13 protein-coding genes and 1 pseudogene are annotated in these 15,560 nt (G+C 74.8%); 4 read left to right on the forward strand and 10 right to left on the reverse strand.

Annotated elements, in window-relative coordinates; all coding sequences use genetic code 11:
• Positions 1-550: 550 nt before the first annotated feature.
• The 4 genes and pseudogenes from ACIQWA_RS10450 to ACIQWA_RS10465 all read right to left on the reverse strand — a co-directional run bounded on the left by ACIQWA_RS10450 (position 551) and on the right by ACIQWA_RS10465 (position 6,375).
• Positions 551-1,219 carry a response regulator transcription factor gene (locus ACIQWA_RS10450; protein WP_360234489.1) on the reverse strand — a complete coding sequence of 223 codons (669 nt, stop codon included), beginning with the start codon at positions 1,217-1,219 and terminating at the stop codon, positions 551-553.
• A gap of 172 nt (positions 1,220-1,391) precedes the next feature.
• Complete coding sequence (locus ACIQWA_RS10455) at positions 1,392-3,059, reverse strand: sensor histidine kinase (protein WP_402480699.1); 1,668 nt, start codon at positions 3,057-3,059, stop codon at positions 1,392-1,394.
• A gap of 36 nt (positions 3,060-3,095) precedes the next feature.
• On the reverse strand, positions 3,096-5,705 hold the full coding sequence (locus tag ACIQWA_RS10460; RefSeq protein ID WP_402480701.1) for a SpoIIE family protein phosphatase: 2,610 nt from the start codon (positions 5,703-5,705) through the stop codon (positions 3,096-3,098).
• A gap of 134 nt (positions 5,706-5,839) precedes the next feature.
• Positions 5,840-6,375, reverse strand: a pseudogene (locus ACIQWA_RS10465) (Uma2 family endonuclease).
• Positions 6,376-6,523: 148 nt separating this feature from the next.
• Between ACIQWA_RS10465 and ACIQWA_RS10470 the strand changes: the two are divergent.
• Positions 6,524-7,849 carry a PQQ-binding-like beta-propeller repeat protein gene (locus tag ACIQWA_RS10470; RefSeq protein WP_402480704.1) on the forward strand — a complete coding sequence of 442 codons (1,326 nt, stop codon included), beginning with the start codon at positions 6,524-6,526 and terminating at the stop codon, positions 7,847-7,849.
• Between the two features lie 41 nt (positions 7,850-7,890).
• On the forward strand, positions 7,891-8,526 hold the full coding sequence (locus tag ACIQWA_RS10475) for a uridine kinase (protein WP_402480707.1): 636 nt from the start codon (positions 7,891-7,893) through the stop codon (positions 8,524-8,526).
• Between the two features lie 14 nt (positions 8,527-8,540).
• Here the strand turns inward: ACIQWA_RS10475 and ACIQWA_RS10480 are convergent, their stop codons facing one another.
• The 4 genes from ACIQWA_RS10480 to ACIQWA_RS10495 all read right to left on the reverse strand — a co-directional run bounded on the left by ACIQWA_RS10480 (position 8,541) and on the right by ACIQWA_RS10495 (position 11,793).
• Positions 8,541-9,395 carry a DNA-formamidopyrimidine glycosylase family protein gene (locus ACIQWA_RS10480; protein WP_402480709.1) on the reverse strand — a complete coding sequence of 285 codons (855 nt, stop codon included), beginning with the start codon at positions 9,393-9,395 and terminating at the stop codon, positions 8,541-8,543.
• A gap of 62 nt (positions 9,396-9,457) precedes the next feature.
• Positions 9,458-9,910 (reverse strand): universal stress protein, encoded by a 453-nt coding sequence (locus tag ACIQWA_RS10485; RefSeq protein WP_360234429.1) that lies wholly within the window; start codon positions 9,908-9,910, stop codon positions 9,458-9,460.
• Between the two features lie 146 nt (positions 9,911-10,056).
• Entirely contained in the window at positions 10,057-11,076 is a 1,020-nt protein-coding gene (locus ACIQWA_RS10490) for a zinc metalloprotease (RefSeq protein WP_402480710.1), read from the reverse strand.
• Positions 11,077-11,190: 114 nt separating this feature from the next.
• Complete coding sequence (locus ACIQWA_RS10495) at positions 11,191-11,793, reverse strand: AAA family ATPase (RefSeq protein WP_402480712.1); 603 nt, start codon at positions 11,791-11,793, stop codon at positions 11,191-11,193.
• Between the two features lie 278 nt (positions 11,794-12,071).
• Here ACIQWA_RS10495 and ACIQWA_RS10500 point away from each other — a divergent pair, with 278 nt between their 5' ends.
• Positions 12,072-12,539, forward strand: a complete 468-nt coding sequence (locus ACIQWA_RS10500) for a HEAT repeat domain-containing protein (RefSeq protein ID WP_402480715.1) — start codon at positions 12,072-12,074, stop codon at positions 12,537-12,539.
• A gap of 239 nt (positions 12,540-12,778) precedes the next feature.
• On the opposite strand, the gene ACIQWA_RS10505 is transcribed toward ACIQWA_RS10500, so the two are convergent.
• Positions 12,779-13,705, reverse strand: coding sequence for an LLM class F420-dependent oxidoreductase (locus ACIQWA_RS10505; RefSeq protein WP_360234441.1), 927 nt, complete (start codon positions 13,703-13,705; stop codon positions 12,779-12,781).
• Between the two features lie 142 nt (positions 13,706-13,847).
• Between ACIQWA_RS10505 and ACIQWA_RS10510 the strand changes: the two genes are divergently transcribed.
• Entirely contained in the window at positions 13,848-14,201 is a 354-nt protein-coding gene (locus ACIQWA_RS10510; protein ID WP_360234444.1) for a DUF6401 family natural product biosynthesis protein, read from the forward strand.
• A 467-nt stretch (positions 14,202-14,668) separates the two neighbouring features.
• Here the strand turns inward: ACIQWA_RS10510 and ACIQWA_RS10515 are convergent, their stop codons facing one another.
• The gene (locus ACIQWA_RS10515; protein ID WP_360234447.1) at positions 14,669-15,475 is read right to left on the reverse strand and encodes a mechanosensitive ion channel family protein; all 807 of its coding nucleotides are present in this window, start codon (positions 15,473-15,475) and stop codon (positions 14,669-14,671) included.
• Positions 15,476-15,560 lie beyond the last annotated feature (85 nt).

Below are 15,560 nucleotides of genomic sequence, written 5' to 3' on the forward strand. Positions count from 1 at the left end.
GTCCTCTCGACAAGCCCCGGGCGGGCAGGCGGAACCAGGCCCGGGACACGGGCCGGTCGGTTGCGCTCACCTCACTCGTCGGGCGGCCGGCCACGTGTCGGACGTGCCGTGCCGCCCCGGCCACCTCCACTCGCCGACGGCCTCTTCGAGCCGGTCTCGTCGGCGGGCACCGCCCTCGCGCCGGGGGTCAGTCGGCGGGCCGTGCGTCGGGGTGAACCCGGGTGGCGCTCGTTGCGCCGCCAAGAAAGCTAGGGGCACATCCGGGGCTCAGCAAGCAATTCTTGGTTCTCGCAGGTCAGTTGACTGTTACCGGCGGTATCGATCAAGAAACGGAGCCCGGTTCGACCGCATTTGACCGCATTTCAGGGATCGGACGATCAATTTCCGTGCCCTCGCTCACATCTGTCCGTTCGTGAACTCCCGCACACCATCGACCGTCCGCGACCGGGAAGTGACGGATCGTCACCAGGACATCCGGAGTTCCCGGTTCGGACCACCGGTCGAGTGGGATCCGTCACCGGCGACACGCTCAGCGACCGCGTGACCCCGCTCAGCTACGACCGTCGAGCTCCGCGTCCCGCGCCAGCAGCGCCGCCTGGACCCGGTTCTCACAGCCCAACTTGGCCAGGATCCGGCTGACGTAGGTCTTCACCGTCGCCTCGCTCATGTGGATCCGGGCCCCCGCGTCCGCGTTGGACAGGCCCTCCCCGAGCAGCGCCAGCACCTCCAGCTCGCGCCCGGTGAGCACCTCCAGCCGGCGCCGCGCCTCCGCGCTGCGGGTGGCCGCCGAGCTGCTGCGCCCGGCGGCCAGCGAGTCCACGATGTGCCGGGTGGCGGCCGGGGAGAGGAAGGCGTTCCCGCCGGCCGCGGCCCGCACGGCCTGGATCAGCTCGTTCGGCGCGGTGTCCTTGAGCAGGAACCCGGCGCCGCCCTCGGTCACGGCGCGCAGGACGTTCTCGCGCTCCCCGAAGGTGGTGAGGATGATCGCCCGTGCGCCGGGCGCGACCCTGCCGAGCTCCCCGAGCGCCGTCAGTCCGTCCATCACCGGCATCTGGATGTCCAGCAGGACGACGTCCACCCGGTGCGCCCGGGCCAGCTCCAGCGCCTGCCGGCCGTCAGCGGCCTCCGCGACCACCTCGATGTCCTCGGCCGACCCCAGGATCATCCTGATCCCGGCCCGGATGAGCGGCTCGTCGTCGGCGACGAGGACTCGGATCACGCTGGTCATTCCCCTCGAACGGTGGTGCGGCTGGAACCCCATCCTCACATCCCGGCCGCGCCCGCCTCCCGCCCGGGGCCCGGCGGAACCGACCGGCACGGCCCCGAACCGGCCCCGGACGCCCGGACGCCCGGACGGCACGGCGGCACGGCGGCACGGCGGCACGGCGGCGTCAGCCGGTCACGTACTCCACCTTCTCCACCAGCACCCCGCCCTTGAAGCAGAACCGCGCCACGCGGTTGTCCGACCAGGAGTCGCCCTGGCCGTCCTTCTCCAGCGAGAACCAGCGGCAGTGCGAGTCCTCCGGCCGGGGCGGCCCGGCGGACTGGAAGTCGGAGGTGAAGAAGTCGTTGCCGGGCGGGAGCTGCCGCAGCACCTCGCCCCGCGAGTCGCCCACCTGGATCCGGTCGTAGACCGACTGCTGCACCGTCGCGTCGTTGGCGCCCCGGACGAAGGCCACCACGCCCCAGGCCACCAGGCCCGCCAGGATCAGCGTCACCGCGCCCACCCCGGCCGCGCAGCCGAGCGCCGGGCGGCGCCGGGCGCCCTCCGCGCCGTCCACCGGCGGCAGCCCGCCGACCGCCCAGTCCTCCTCGGCCGCCAGGGCGGCGGCGCCCTCGGCCTCCGCCCCCTCGTACGGGAGGACGGCGGCCAGCCGGAAGCCCCCGTCGGGCGTCGGGCCGGCGTGCACCATGCCGCCGACCAGCCGGGCGCGCTCCCGCAGGCCGGTCAGCCCCTGTCCGCCGCTCACCACCGACCCCGCGCCGGCGCGCGCGCCCACGAGCTCCGGCGCGCGGGGGTTGGTGACCTCCACCACCAGGGCGTCCGGCTCGTACCGGAGCGCGACCGCGATCGGCGCGCCGGGGGCGTGCTTGTGCGCGTTGGTGAGCGCCTCCTGCACGATCCGGTACGCCGCGTGGTCGACCGCCGCCGCGAGTGGCCGCCGCTCGCCCTCGACGCCGAGCTCCACCACCGCCCCGGGCGCCCGGGAGGACTCCACCAAGCCCTCGATCCCGTCGACCCCGCCGCGCGGGGCCGCCGACCCCTGGGCGCCGACGACCGCGGGCGGCAGCGCCGTCGACTCGTCGTGCAGCACCCCGACCACCTCGCGCAGCTCGCGCATGGCCGCGACCGCCGCCTGCCGCAGCACCCCGACCGCCTCCCGCTGCCGGTCGCCGAGGGTGCGGTCCACCTCCAGCGCGCCCGAGTGCACGGAGATCAGCGCCAGCTGGTGGCCCAGGCTGTCGTGCATGTCCTGGGCGATCCGGTGCCGCTCCCGCAGCCGGGCCTGGTGCACCACCATCGCCCGCTCGCGCACCAGCTGGTCGTTGCGCTCGCGCAGCGCGTCCAGCAGGGCGCGGCGCTGCGCCCGGTAGCGGCTGTAGAGGGCGGGCAGCGCGGCGAAGACCAGGAAGACGCCGAGCGACAACCCGATGATCAGCTTGGGCGAGTACGAGGCGCCGTCCTTGAGCATCCCGAACATGGAGAACATCAGGTAGCTCAGCACGAAGGCGCCGACCAGCCGCCACACCCGGCCGATCCGCGCCCCGGCCACCCAGCCCGCGCACACCAGCAGCGGGAACGGCCCGAGCGACCAGCCCGCCAGCGTCCCGGCCAGCACCAGCACGGTCGCCGGGAACCCGCGCCGCAGCAGCCACAGCGCGGCGACGGCCAGCCCGAAGGGCACCGCCAGGTCGGTGGCGGCGAGGATCTCCAGCAGGGCCGCCAGCAGGCCCATCAGCAGGGCCGCCACGGCCTCGCCGACCACCCGGCGGGGGCGCCAGGGCCCCGGGAGGGCCGTCCGTACCGCTTTCGACCAGGCCCGTGCGATTGCTTCCACCCGTCGAGGCTAACCGGGTGACCGCCCCGGCCGCGGTCACCCTTCGTCGCCGCCCGGACCGACGAAAGTCGCCGCTGCGCCGCCGTCCGGGCTGCCCGGCCCGCCGCCGTCCACGCCGCCCGCACCGCCGCCGTCCATACCGCCCGCCCCGCCGCCGTCCGGCTCGAAGGCCGTGAGCAGCAGCGCCACGTCGTCCACCCGCCCGGTCGAGCCGACCTCGCGCAACAGCCGCTCGGCCAGCTCCTCCAGCTCCTCCCCCGCCCGGCCGTGCGCCAGCGCCGCGCGCAGCCGGTCCACCCCCTGGTCGATCGCCAGCGCCGGGTCCTCCACCAGCCCGTCGGTGTAGAGGACCAGCAGCGACCCGGGCCGCAGCCGCAGCTCGCTGACCGGGTACGCCGCCCCGTCCGCCACGCCCAGCAGCGGCCCGCCCGGCACGTACAGCGCCTCGGCCCGTCCGTCCGGGTGCCGCAGCACCGGCGGGAGGTGGCCGGCCCGGCCGATCCGCACGGTGCCGTCGGCGGGGGTGAGGCGGACCAGGCAGCAGCTGGCGAGCAGCCCCGGGTCGAGGTCGAGCAGCAGCCGGTTGGTGCGGGCCAGGACCTCGCCGGGCGGCTCGCCGCCGCTGGCGAACGCCCGTACGGCGCTGCGCAGTTGGCCCATCGCGGCGGCCGCCCCGACGCTGTGGCCCTCGACGTCGCCGATCACCAGGGTGAGGTCGTCGCCGGTGACGATCGCGTCGTACCAGTCGCCGCCGATCTCCATGCCCTGGGTGCCGGGCAGGTAGCGGGCGGCGGTGCGGATGCCGGGCACCTGCGGGAGCCGGTGCGGCAGCAGGGCCTGTTGCAGGCCGCGGGCCAGCGTGAACTCGGCGTCGTACAACCGGGCCCGTTCCAGGGCCTGGGCGATGAAGCCGCCGAGGCCGGTGAGCAGTCCGCGCTCCTCGACGGTGAAGGGGTGCGCCCGGTCGAACCCGAGGATGCAGCTGCCGACGGGACGCCCGGAGGCGATCAGCGGCAGGAAGGCCCAGGCGCCCATCTCGTCCAGGGCGAGGCCCGGGTAGGCGGCGGCGAGCTCGCGCACCGACTCGAAGAAGATCGGGGTGCCGGTGCTGAGCGCCTCCGCGCCGGGGACGCGGGCGTCCAGCGCGGTGCCCTCGAAGCCGTCCAGGAAGCCGTCGGGGTAGCCGCTCTGCGAGACCAGGTGCAGCCGCTGGTCGCGCACCGCGTAGATGGCGAGCTCCTGGCCGCCGAAGGCCGGCAGGAGCTCCTCGGCCACCGCCCGGCAGACGTCCCGCACGGTGACCGCCTCGGTGAGCGCGCCGGCCAGCTGGAGCAGGTGGTGGGTGCCGCCGATGCCGCCGCCGCTACCGCTGCCCGCACCGGCCGTGGCGGCGGGCGGCGCCACGGCCGTCGGCGGCTCGGCCGCGCCCGGCGGGGCCTCGGCGGCGACCACCCGGGCGGTGACGCCGTGCGGGTCGGGGTAGAGCGAGAAGGCGAGCCAGCCGTCCGGCGGGCGGGCCGCCAGGAAGGCGGTGGGCTGCTGGGAGATCAGGGCGGCGCGGTAGCGGTTCTCGTAGAAGGGGTCGGCGAGCCAGGGCAGCACCTCCCAGGGATGGCGGCCGACCAGCTCCTCGGCGCCGGCCCCGAGCAGCGGTTCGGCGGCCCGGTTGACGTAGCCGATCAGGCCGTCCGGGTCGAGCGAGACCAGGCCCTCGTGCAGCCGCTCGACGGCGGCGGCGGCCGCGGTCAGGGTGCGGACGTCCAGAACGGCGCCGACCAGGTGGGTCCCGCCGCCGGTGATCGCCCCGGGCACCCGGGCCCACAGCTCCACCGGGTACGGGCGGCCGCCCGGTCCGAGCACCCGCACCCGGGCCGCCAGTACCTCGCCGTGCTCCAGGGCGGTGCGGGCGGCGGCCCGGAACTCGGGCACGTCGCCGGGGGCGATCCGGCGGGTCAGGCAGCGCACCGTGCCGTCGAACTCGCCGGACGCGAAGCCGAAGATCTCCCGGAACCGCACGTCCGCCGCGAGCACGCCACGGGCCACGTCCCAGTCGAACAGCCCGACCCGGGTGGTCGGCACCGACGGCGGCGCCAGCTCCACCACGGCGGCGTCCCCGGCCGGCTCCACCGGCTGCCCGGCCGCCGCCACCCCGGCGAGCCCCGCGCCCAGCCGGGAGGCGACCGCCTCCGGCCGCCCGCCGTCCCCGGCCGGCACCCCGTCCTCCGAGGCCGGCCACAGCACGCTGAGCACCCCGAACCGCTCCCCGCCGTGCTCCACCGGCACGCAGACGGAGACGAAGTCGTACGGCAGCCCGACGGCCAGCTGCGGGAAGCGCCGCAGGGCGTCCTCGGAGTCGGACAGCGTGACGGTCCGCCCGGTCCGGAAGCAGACCGCGACCGGCAGCGGTCCGGCGGCCGCGATTCGGCGGAACGGACTCATGATCGACAGCGGCACCCCGACGAGGGTCCGCAGCACCAGCGACCGCCCGTCCCGCGAGCGCAGGTGCACCATCGCCCCGTACGCCCCGGTCGACGCCAACACCTCCCGGACGGCCTCCGCCAACAGCTCGTCCCGCGCGTGCGCCGCCTCCGGGCCCGCCGCACGGACCGGTTCGGCGTCCCCGCCGGTCGGCCGCGGATCGCGCATGCTCCCTTGCTACGTCCGGCCCGGAACCGTGTCAAGGCGAGCCCCGCCCGCCCCGGGCGGCCCACCGGCCCCAGCCGCACCGGCACGGACGCCCCGCTCGCCCGGCCGAACCACTCCACCGGGCAGGTGACGCGCTACGGCAGACCGGTGAGGTCGACCTCCACCGGGTACGGCACCGCGGCCTTCACCAGTCCGGTGAACACCTCACCGGCCGGTACACCCGGCTCGCCTCGTCCAGCACACAGGTGTGGACGACCGGCACCCGGCCCGCCGCCTGCTCGACCCGCCAGTAGAAGGGAATTCCGGCCTGTGCGTACTGGTCGGGCTTGACCACCCGGTCGGTGGTCTCCGAGCCGGGCGCGACGACCTCGACCACCAGCAGCACCTGCTCCGGCCGGGCCGGCCCCTCGTCGACCAGGTCGGCCCGGTAGACCGCCACGTCCGGGCGGCGGTTGTCGAGCGGCACGTCCCGCAGCCGCAGGTCGAAGCCGCAGTCGGCGTTCCGGGCGGCCCCGCCCGCCTCGTCCAGGGCGTTCGCCACCAAGCGCGCGATCCGGCTGTGGCGGGCGGAGCGGCTCGGCCGGGCGACCACCGCCCCGCCGACGATCTCCACCTCGGCGCACTGCTCCTCGGTCCAGCCGTCGTACTGCTCGGCCGTCACGGTGGGCATCCTCGGGCCTCCTGGGCCGCCGATACTCGTTCCGTCGGGCGCAGCGTAGTACCCCGGCCCTCGCCGCCTGGGATGGTTCGGGGGCTGTTCGATATCCTCCCCGGCGGGTGGTGGCACGGTGGCCGCCGGGGGTGGGAGTGAGGACCGGATGAAGTCGCCCGAGGGGCCCGTGCAGGACGCCGCCTGGCAGTGGGACGGGGAGGCGGACGGTGCGGACGCGGTGTCCGGGGACGTGCTCGGCGGTGGGGGCCCGGACGGCGGCGGTCCCCGGCTGAGCCGGCGCGGGCTGCTGATCGGGGCCGGGGTGCTGGCGGCCGGCGGGGCGGCGTGGGCGCTGGGCCGGGTGGAGGGCGACGGGCCGACGCCGTCGCCGTCGCCGAGCGGGCCGCAGCCCACCGCGACCTCCGGGCCGACGCCGCTGTGGACGTACCGGGGCCCGCAGGCGATGACCCCGGAGCGGCTGCTCGCCGCGCCACAGGGAGCGGCGTTCCTCTCCAAGGCGGGGTGGCAGGCCCTCGACCCGGACACCGGTCGCCCCGGACGGCTGCTGGTGTTCGACCCGCCGGCGCCCAAGGACTGGCCGAGCGACCGGGAACTGCCCGCCGGAAAGGTCGCGGTCTGGCGCGACTACCTGTACACGGCCACCTCCCGGGGCCACCTGGACGCCCACCACCTCACCGACCCGACCGCCGACTGGAGCCTGGCACTGCCCGACGAGCTGGACGGTCAGGTCCAGCTCACCTGCCTGAGCGCGGGCGTCCTCTACGGCTGCCTGTCGAGCTGGCCGCGCTCGGACGGCTCGGTGCCGAGCAGCCGGATCTTCGCCGTGCGGCTGGACCGGCGCTCCCTGCTCTGGTCCGTCGCGGTCGACCACCAGGAACGGCCCGTCGCCGCCACCGCCCCCTACGACAAGAACCTGCTGGCCTGCGTCCGGTCGACCGGCGAACGCATTGAGCTGGTGGTCCGGGACGCCACCACCGGCGAGCAGCTCTCGACCGCCGCCGTCACCCAGGACCTCGGCTGGTGCGTCGCCTCCGGGGCGTCCTTCCTCGTGCCGGACAGCAACGGCGGGGTGTCCCTGCTCGGCCCCGACGGCAAGCCGGTCTGGAACCACACCGCCGCCCGCGGGGAGTCGTGGCGGGCCCTGCCCCCCGTCCCGGACGTCGCCCGGGTCCTCGTGCTGCGCAACGACGGCGTCGTCACCTGCCTCGAGCCCCGGACCGGCGCGGTGCTCTGGTCCGTCAGGCTGCCGTTCCTGCTGGACAGCCGCAGCCGTCCACTGGTCGTCGGCGGCACGCTGTACGTGCCCGGTCCGGCGGCGGGCGGGGTGGCCGCGATCTACACCGCGACCGGCACGCCGGGGTGGACCTTCCACGACTCCGGCCCGGGCCGGGACGTCTGGAACCTCGCCGCCGACGGCTCCCACCTCTACGCCGGCCACGACGACGTCCTGCACGCGCTCCCGCTGACCTGAAACCGCTGGGCCGCGAGCGCCCCGGGCGGCAGGATGTCCTGGTGCAGGTACACCCGATCTCTCCCGACAAGCTGGCCGAGCTGCTCGCCGACCGGATCACCGGACTGCCCGGCGCCGGCGAGCGGTGGCTGCGGGTCGCCGTGGACGGCGCCGCGGCCGCCCGGCCCGAGCTGCTCGCCGACGCCCTGGTGGAGCCGCTGCGGCTGCGCGGCCGCCCGGCGCTGCGGGTGTCGGCGGCAGGGTTCCTGCGCCCGGCCTCGATCCGGCTGGAGTACGGCCACCAGGACACGGACGCCTTCCACGACCTCTGGCTGGACGACGGCGCCCTGCTGCGCGAGGTGCTGGACCCGTTGGAGCCGGGCGGCACCGGCCGGGTGCTGCCCTCGCTGCGCGACCCGGTCACCGACCGCTCGACCCGCGCCCCGTACGTCCAAGTCCCGCCCGGCGGGGTGCTGTTGCTGGACGGAGCCCTGCTGCTCGGCCGCTGGCTGCCGTTCGAACTGAGCGTCCACCTGGCGCTCACCCCGGCCGCGCTGGCCCGCCGCACTCCGGCGGACCAGCAGTGGACCCTGCCCGCCTTCGCCCGCTACGAGGCGGAGACCGGGCCGGCCGAGGCCGCCGACCTCACCGTACGGGCGGACGACCCGCGGCACCCTGCCCTGGTCGAGCGGACCTAGCGGACCTAGCGGACCTAGCGGACGTAACGGGTGTGACGGGTGTAACGGTCCTGGGGTCCCGGGGCGGAGGCGGCCGTCGGGGCCGGCCCGCGCTGGCAGTACGGGCACCAGAACACCGCCCGGTCCCGCGGGGCCTCGCCCTGGCGCCCGGTCAGCACGGGCGTGACGCAGCGCGGGCAGGGGCGGCCCGCCCGGCCGTAGACCCAGTGCTGGTAGCCGGGCCGGGTGTCACCGGTGGTGATGTGGCCGGGGCGCAGCTTGTTGGCCTCCAGCATCTGCCGGGCCCGCTCCACCAGCCGGTCGGGGTGCGGCACCTGTCCGACCTCGGTCCACGGGGTGACCCCGGCGACGAAGCACAGTTCGTTGGCGTAGACGTTGCCGATCCCGGCCAGGTTGCGCTGGTCGAGCAGGGCCTCGACGAGCGGCCGGGCGGGGCGGGCGAGGAGTCGGCGGAGGGCTTCGACCGGGTCCCAGTCGGGGCCGAGCAGGTCGGGGCCGAGGTGGCCGAGGGCGCGCCCTTCGTCGCCGGTGCGCAGCAGTTCGACGACGGGCAGCCGGTAGCCGACGGCGGTGCCGTGCTCGGTGCCGAGGACGGCACGGATCTGGAAGGCGGGGCCGCCGGTCCAGCGCTCGCCGGGGCGGTAGACCTCCCAGCGGCCGTCCATCCGCAGGTGGGTGTGCAGGGTGAGCCCGCCCTCGAGGCGGGTGAGCAGATGCTTGCCGCGCGGGCGGACCTCCAGCACCCGGAGCCCGGCGAGCGCGGCGGTGGCGAGCGCGGGCACCCGCAGCTCGGCGCTGGTCAGCTGCTGACCGGCGAGGGCCTCGTGCAGCCGGGCCGCCACGCGGTAGATGGAGTCACCTTCTGGCATGTCTCCATTCTGGTCCGCGTGGCGGCCCGGTGCGCCACCGGCCCCTCGCCGCTACCCAGCCGCTACCCGGCCTCGACCTGGCCCTCCCGCACCACGACCACGGGGCAGGGCGCGTGCTCGGTGACGTGGCGGCTGACCGAGCCGAGCAGCACGCCGGAGAAGCCGCCGAGACCGCGGCTGCCGACGACCAGCAGCGCGGCGCCCTTGGCGGCCTGCAGCAGGACGCCGGCCCCGTTACCGGGCATCACGCTCTCCCTGATCGACACCTCCGGGTCGGTACCGACGATCTTGGCGACGCTCTCGGCCAGGGTCTTGCCGGCCAGCTCCTCGGGGTTGAAGGACTCCCCGGTGGGGACGGCCGTCCCGCCCCAGCCGTAGAAGGCGGGGTACTCCCAGGCGGTGACGGCGTCGACCGTCCCGCCGACGGCCTTCGCGTAGTCGAGCGCCCAGCGCAGCGCCTGCTCCGAGGCGGGCGAGCCGTCGACGCCGACGACGATCCGGGGGTTGGCACTCATGCGGTTGCTCCTTCGGTCACTCCTGCTCGGCTGCTCGGCACGGATCGTCCGAACATAGATCAAATCGGGCATTCACCCGGCGGCTTCCAGGACGCCCGGGATGGCTTTCGACCCGGCCTCCTGGTTTCCTGGTTTCCGGGCTGCGGTCAACTGCGGTAGGCGTCCCAGGAGTTGGACATCCGCTGGGCCTGCCCCGGGGTGAACTGGGACATGCAGGAGTCGTAGCCGTAGTCCATGAAGTTGTGGATCGGGTCGAGCCCGCCGCCCGGGCAGGTGTGCCGGCCCTCGGGGCAGCCGTAGGCGGCGCTGCGCTCGGGCGGGGTGTCGTCCACGTAGTCGCCCGGGAGCAGGCAGCCGCCCTGGAAGGTGTGGAAGAGGCCGAGCCAGTGGCCGATCTCGTGGGTCGCGGTGTTGCCCTCGTTGTAGTGGGTGGCGGGGCCGCCGGGCAGCGAGTCGTCCAGGATCACCACGCCGTCGTCCGTCGGAGCCGAGCGGTAGGCGTTCGGGAAGGTCGACCAGCCGAGCAGGGACTGGCCGAGGTGGGCGGTGTACAGGTTGAGAGTGCCCTGGTCCCCCTTGCGCAGGGCGCTCTTCATCGACCGCTCGGCGGCGGAGCCGGGGGTCATGCCGGAGTACCAGCCGGCGTTGTCGGTCCAGTCGGTGCCGGCCAGCTCGAAGTGGAACCGGGTGGGGGTGTTGCCCTCGCCCTGGCCGCCGTAGGTGGCGTTGAGGTGGTCGATCTGGGCGGCCACCACGCCCTCGTCCAGCCGGCCGGCGTCCCCGGAGTGGATCACGTGGACGTACACCGGGACGGTGGTCGGGGCAGCGGCCAGCTGCACGTGGGCGGGGCCGAGCTCGGTGAGCCGGTGGTCCAGGTCCGCCTGCATCGCCCGGGCCTCACCGGCGCTCACGGCGTTCGGGTCCCGGCCCGCCTGACTGCCCGCCGGCTTCCGGGCGGCGGCACCGGTGGAGGCGGCCCCGATGGCGTCCGCACCGGTGGCGGCGGTCTCGGCGGCGGTCTCGGCCGCGGTGCCGTCGCAGATGGCCGCCACCGTACGGTGCGGGGCCGGGGCGGCGAACTGGCTCAGACCGGCCGCGGCGACCAGCGCGGCGGCGCAGGGGAACAGGCGGGGGGCACGCGAGCGCACCCGGGCAGTACGGCGCATCAGCGCTCCTGACGGGGAGGTGACCAGGGAGGTGGCGGGGGGAGGTGACGGGGCACCGGCCGCGCCTCGGGCCCGCCCACCGGTGACCGGCGCCCGGCGCGGACCGGCCCGAGACTACGACGCCGAGAAGTCGATCTCCCGCAGGGCGCGCGCGGCACCCCGGTCGAGTACCACGGCCGACGCACAGCCGGCCGGCGGCCGCCCCGCCCCGAGCAGCTGCCCGCGCAGCCGGGCGGCCGCGCCCCGGTGCCGGGCGAAGGCGTAGCGCGAGACCCACCGGCCGCGCCGCCACTGGCCCGCCCGGGCCTCCTGCGGGTCCACGTCGAGCAGCAGCAGGTGCACCCGGCGCCCCTGCCGGGCGGCGGCCCGGGCCAGCCAGGACCGGACGAAGGGCAGCGTGCCGCAGTCGTGCACGGCCAGCGGCCCGCCGTCCAGCACCGCCCGGCGCAGCCGGCGGTAGTGGGCCAGCCGAGCCAGCGGCCGGTACAGCGCGTACGGGAGGCGGCCGGGCAGCCGGGACGCGTACTCCTCGCGGACCAGCTGGGAGTCGACCAGCGGGGCGCGGACGCTGCGGCGCATCAGGGTGCTCTTGCCGCTGCCGGGCAGCCCGGTGACGACCAGCAGGTCGTCGGCGGGGTAGCGCAGCGCGGCCGGGCCGGGGCCGCGCAGCTCGTGCACGCCGGCGCGGACCGTCCGGCCGTGGGCCGCGCGGTCCACGGCAGCACTGCTCTCGGCAGTGCGGTCCTCGGCAGCGCGGTCCTCGGCAGCGCGGGGCGGCGGCACCCGTGGCGCCGCCGCCCGTGGTATTCGTGTCCCCGTCACCGGCCCTCCGCCCGCCGCTTCCACTCGCGTTCCTGCCACGAGCATGGCGTATGGCCAAGAACGAGTAAAGACCCGTGGTCAGAGCGGGTATGAGGGCCTCGGTGGAGGCGGGGAGAGGGCCAGCGGGTCGCTCCCCAGCGGAACCGGGTTTCAGCTGCTGGCAGGATGGCCGAATGGACGACGGCACCGCCCCCACCCGGGCCGACGAGGTCAGCCATCGTGCGGCCTGCCCGTCGGTGGTGAGCGAGGCGCTCAAGCGGCTCGCCGCAGCCAGACGCCACGACACCGCAGAGTTCGAGCAGGCGCTGTTCGGCCTGGCGCTGCTGTGCGCGAAGGCACCTGTTGAGGCTCTGGAACTCCTCGTCGCGGCTACGGCGACACAGGATCCGATGCTGCGGCGCGCAGGGATCGAAGGCCTCGGCATCTTCGGCCCCGATGCTGTGGCGCACGCGCCGATCATCGCCACCGCGCTCTCCGACCCGGATCCCGATGTGCGGGAGGCAGCGCAGGTTTCCCTCCAAGCCGTGCTCAGGCGGAACGAGCCCGACGAGGAACTCCGCGCCGCCGTTCACCGGGCAGTCGAGCAGGTCGAGCAGGTCAAGCAGGTCAAGCAGGTCGAGCAAGTCGAGCAGGTCGAATAACGGCAGCCGGGAGATGTCGACCCCGGCGCGGTAGCGGGCGGCTATCGCGCGGGACTTGCCACCCAGGAGTCGGTCCGGTCCGGTGTCGTGCGCGGACGGCCGGTGCCGGCGCGCGCTCCGGGTGGCGTCACGGACCCGGCCGAAGGTGGTGGCGTCGCGTCGTCCCGGACCTGGACGTGCTCGAGGAGCTTCGCCCAGGTCCCGTCCGTTTCCCAGCGGGCGAACCGCTCGTAGACGGCCTAGCCGAGCTGCGGGGCCACCTGTGCGGCGACCAGCTCCAGGTGGTCGAGGTCACTCAGGTCGAGCACCTGGAGGTAGACCCGCTCACTGCCGACGGCCGCGTACCGGCCGAGCTTCTCCACCACCTCGCCCGGGGTGCCGGCCAGGCCGTTCTCCTTGAGCTCGGCCACCTCGCGGCCGATCACGGCGGCCCGACGGGCCACCTCGGCGTCGTCCCGGCCGACGCAGAGCACCAGGGCGTTGGAGTACACCAGGTCGTCGGCCGAGCGTCCGACCTGCTCGACGGCGGCCCGGACCCGGCCGAACTGGGCGGCGGTGTCGTCCAGCGAGGCGAACGGCAGGTTGAACTCGTCGGCGAAGCGGGCGGCCAGCGCCGGGGTTCGCTTCGGGCCCGAACCGCCGACCAGCACCGGAATGCGCTCCTGGGCGGGCTTGGGCAGCGCGGGCGAGTCGGTGAGGGTGTAGTACTCCCCGGCGAAGTCGAAGGTGTCGCCGAGCTTGGTCCGCCACAGCCCGGTGATGATCTCCAGCTGCTCCTCCAGCCGCCCGAACTTCTCCTTCGGGAACGGGATGCCGTACGCGGCGTGCTCGGCCTCGTACCAGCCGGCGCCGAGGCCGAACTCGACCCGGCCGCCGCTCATCGCGTCGACCTGGGCGACCTGGATCGCCGTGACGCCCGGCAACCGGAAGGTGGCGGCCGTCATCAGGGTGCCGAGCCGGATGGTGCTGGTGTCGCGGGCCAGGCCGGCCAGCGTGATCCAGGCGTCGGTGGGGCCGGGCAGGCCGTCCACGTCGCCCATCTTGAGGTAGTGGTCGGAACGGAAGAAGGCGCTGAACACGCCGAGTTCCTCGGCGGTGCGGGCGACCTTGAGGAGGGTGTCGTAGCTCGCGCCCTGCTGGGGCTCGGTGAAGATGCGGAGATCCATGCGGGCCATTCTGGTACGGATCACCCGCTCGGGAACGCAGGGAATCGGCCATGCCACGGAACGTTCCGAAGGTGGCCAAGGTCTCAACACGGAACCGTCACGTCCCGGCTCGCCGCCACAGCGGCTCGCCTACCGTGGACGGATGTTCGCGACCCCCGACGAGTCCTTCCGGCACTCCCCCGACGAGCCGGCCGGCTGCCCGCTGCCGGGCATCGTGGCCGCTTTCACGCCCCGGCTGGCCGAGTTCGCCTTCGAGCCCGGTTTCGTCGCGGCCGTCGACCAGCACGCGGCGATGCTGCGCGAGCTGCTGTACGCGCAGGGACCGGAGCTCGCGCCCCGGCCGCTGGACCGTGAGGAACTGTCGGACTACGCGCTCGGCTTCCTGGACGCGCTCACCGAGATCGGCTGGCGGGAGCCGGTCGGCTACGACTACGCCGTGACCAGGCTGACGGCGATCTGCTGGCTGGTGCGCAACCAGGGCCTGCTGGAGGTCTGATCCGAGGGGGCGGGCGGGGTGACAGGGGCGGAGGGGGCGACGCGGGCGGAGGGCGGGATCGGTGGACCCGGTCCGCCGATGCCGGTCCGCCGATGCCGGTCCGCCGATCCCGGACAGCGGAATCGCGGGTCGTGGGGGAAATATGCAGACCGGTCCACTGATCGCGACAGAAATAGGTAGACCGGTCTACAGGGCGTCTCGCTGAGCCCTGTAGACCGGTCTACCTATCTCGCATTGAGCCCGATGGATATGTAGACCGGTCTAGAGATCTCCCGTCAGGCCGGGTGGCCAGGTAGACCGGAGGAGCCGGGTAGACCCCGGGGACCGGGTAGACCGGGTAGACCCCGGGGACCGGGTAGACCGGGTAGACCCCGGGGACCGGTTGAACCGGGAGGGGCAACCGAGGAGACCCGGGTGGATGGCGGACCGGGTGGACCGGGTGGACCGAAGAAGCCAGGTAGACCGGTCTACCGATTCTCACCCGGGTCGATCCCCGGCACCGGCGGGTTGCCCGGGCCGGTCTGGGTGGTCGGCCGGATCGGCTGGTTGGCCAGCGCGTCCGAGCGGCCGGCCTGGTAGGCGGTGCCGCGCAGCCGGGCGGTCTCCTGCTCCGCGCTGTCCAGCCACCGCTCCCAGCGCTGCCGCATCGGCATGATCAGACCGCCGCCGACGCCGACCACCAGCACCCCGGTGACGGTGGCCAGCGCCGCGATCAGCACCGGTCCGGTGATCGCGGTCGCGATCCCGGCCTGGCCGAGCGCCGCGATCACCCCGAGCCCCACGATGAACGCCCAGGCCACCGTGGAGACGGTGCGCCCGTACGAGGCACCCGACAGCGCGTTGCCGACGATGTCGCGCACGCCGTTGGCGATGGCCATCGCCACCACCACGATCGCGACCGCGACGATGCCCCTGGGCAGCCAGGCGACGATGCTGTGGATCATCACGCTGATCGGGTTCGGCCCGAAGACGCCGAAGGCCAGCTGGAGCGCCATCAGCAGGACCGCGTAGTAGACGATCTTGCAGATGATGCCGGTCATGTCGTACTTGGAGCCGCTCAGGTACCGGGCCATCCCGGCCCGTGCGGCGACCTTCTCGGAGCCCACGCGGCGCAGCACGCGGTCCAGGATCCGGGCGATCGCCTTGGCCACGAACCAGCCGATGGCCAGGATCACCAGGAAGGCGATGAACTGCGGGACGACCTTGGCGATCTTGCCCCAGGCCTGGGTGAAACCCGACCCGAAGTCGACGGAGAGTGCGAGCTGCTGAGCCACGAAGTCCTCCACTCGGTGACACCGCGCCACGAGCGGCGCAGGCGACCCCCCTTTGTGGATAGCAGCACCCCACCCCGGCCGCGCG

Origin of the sequence: Kitasatospora sp. NPDC098652 (assembly GCF_044760155.1) — a bacterium.
Lineage (GTDB): Bacteria > Actinomycetota > Actinomycetes > Streptomycetales > Streptomycetaceae > Kitasatospora.

Bases quoted from the DNA above. Each gene is read 5' to 3' on its own strand.
- ACIQWA_RS10460 (WP_402480701.1), bottom strand. From the start codon at position 5,705: ATGCGCGATCCGCGGCCGACCGGCGGGGACGCCGAACCGGTCCGTGCG.
- ACIQWA_RS10470 (WP_402480704.1), top strand. From the start codon at position 6,524: ATGAAGTCGCCCGAGGGGCCCGTGCAGGACGCCGCCTGGCAGTGGGAC.
- ACIQWA_RS10480 (WP_402480709.1), bottom strand. From the start codon at position 9,395: ATGCCAGAAGGTGACTCCATCTACCGCGTGGCGGCCCGGCTGCACGAG.
- ACIQWA_RS10485 (WP_360234429.1), bottom strand. From the start codon at position 9,910: ATGAGTGCCAACCCCCGGATCGTCGTCGGCGTCGACGGCTCGCCCGCC.
- ACIQWA_RS10490 (WP_402480710.1), bottom strand. From the start codon at position 11,076: ATGCGCCGTACTGCCCGGGTGCGCTCGCGTGCCCCCCGCCTGTTCCCC.
- ACIQWA_RS10500 (WP_402480715.1), top strand. From the start codon at position 12,072: ATGGACGACGGCACCGCCCCCACCCGGGCCGACGAGGTCAGCCATCGT.
- ACIQWA_RS10505 (WP_360234441.1), bottom strand. From the start codon at position 13,705: ATGGATCTCCGCATCTTCACCGAGCCCCAGCAGGGCGCGAGCTACGAC.
- ACIQWA_RS10510 (WP_360234444.1), top strand. From the start codon at position 13,848: ATGTTCGCGACCCCCGACGAGTCCTTCCGGCACTCCCCCGACGAGCCG.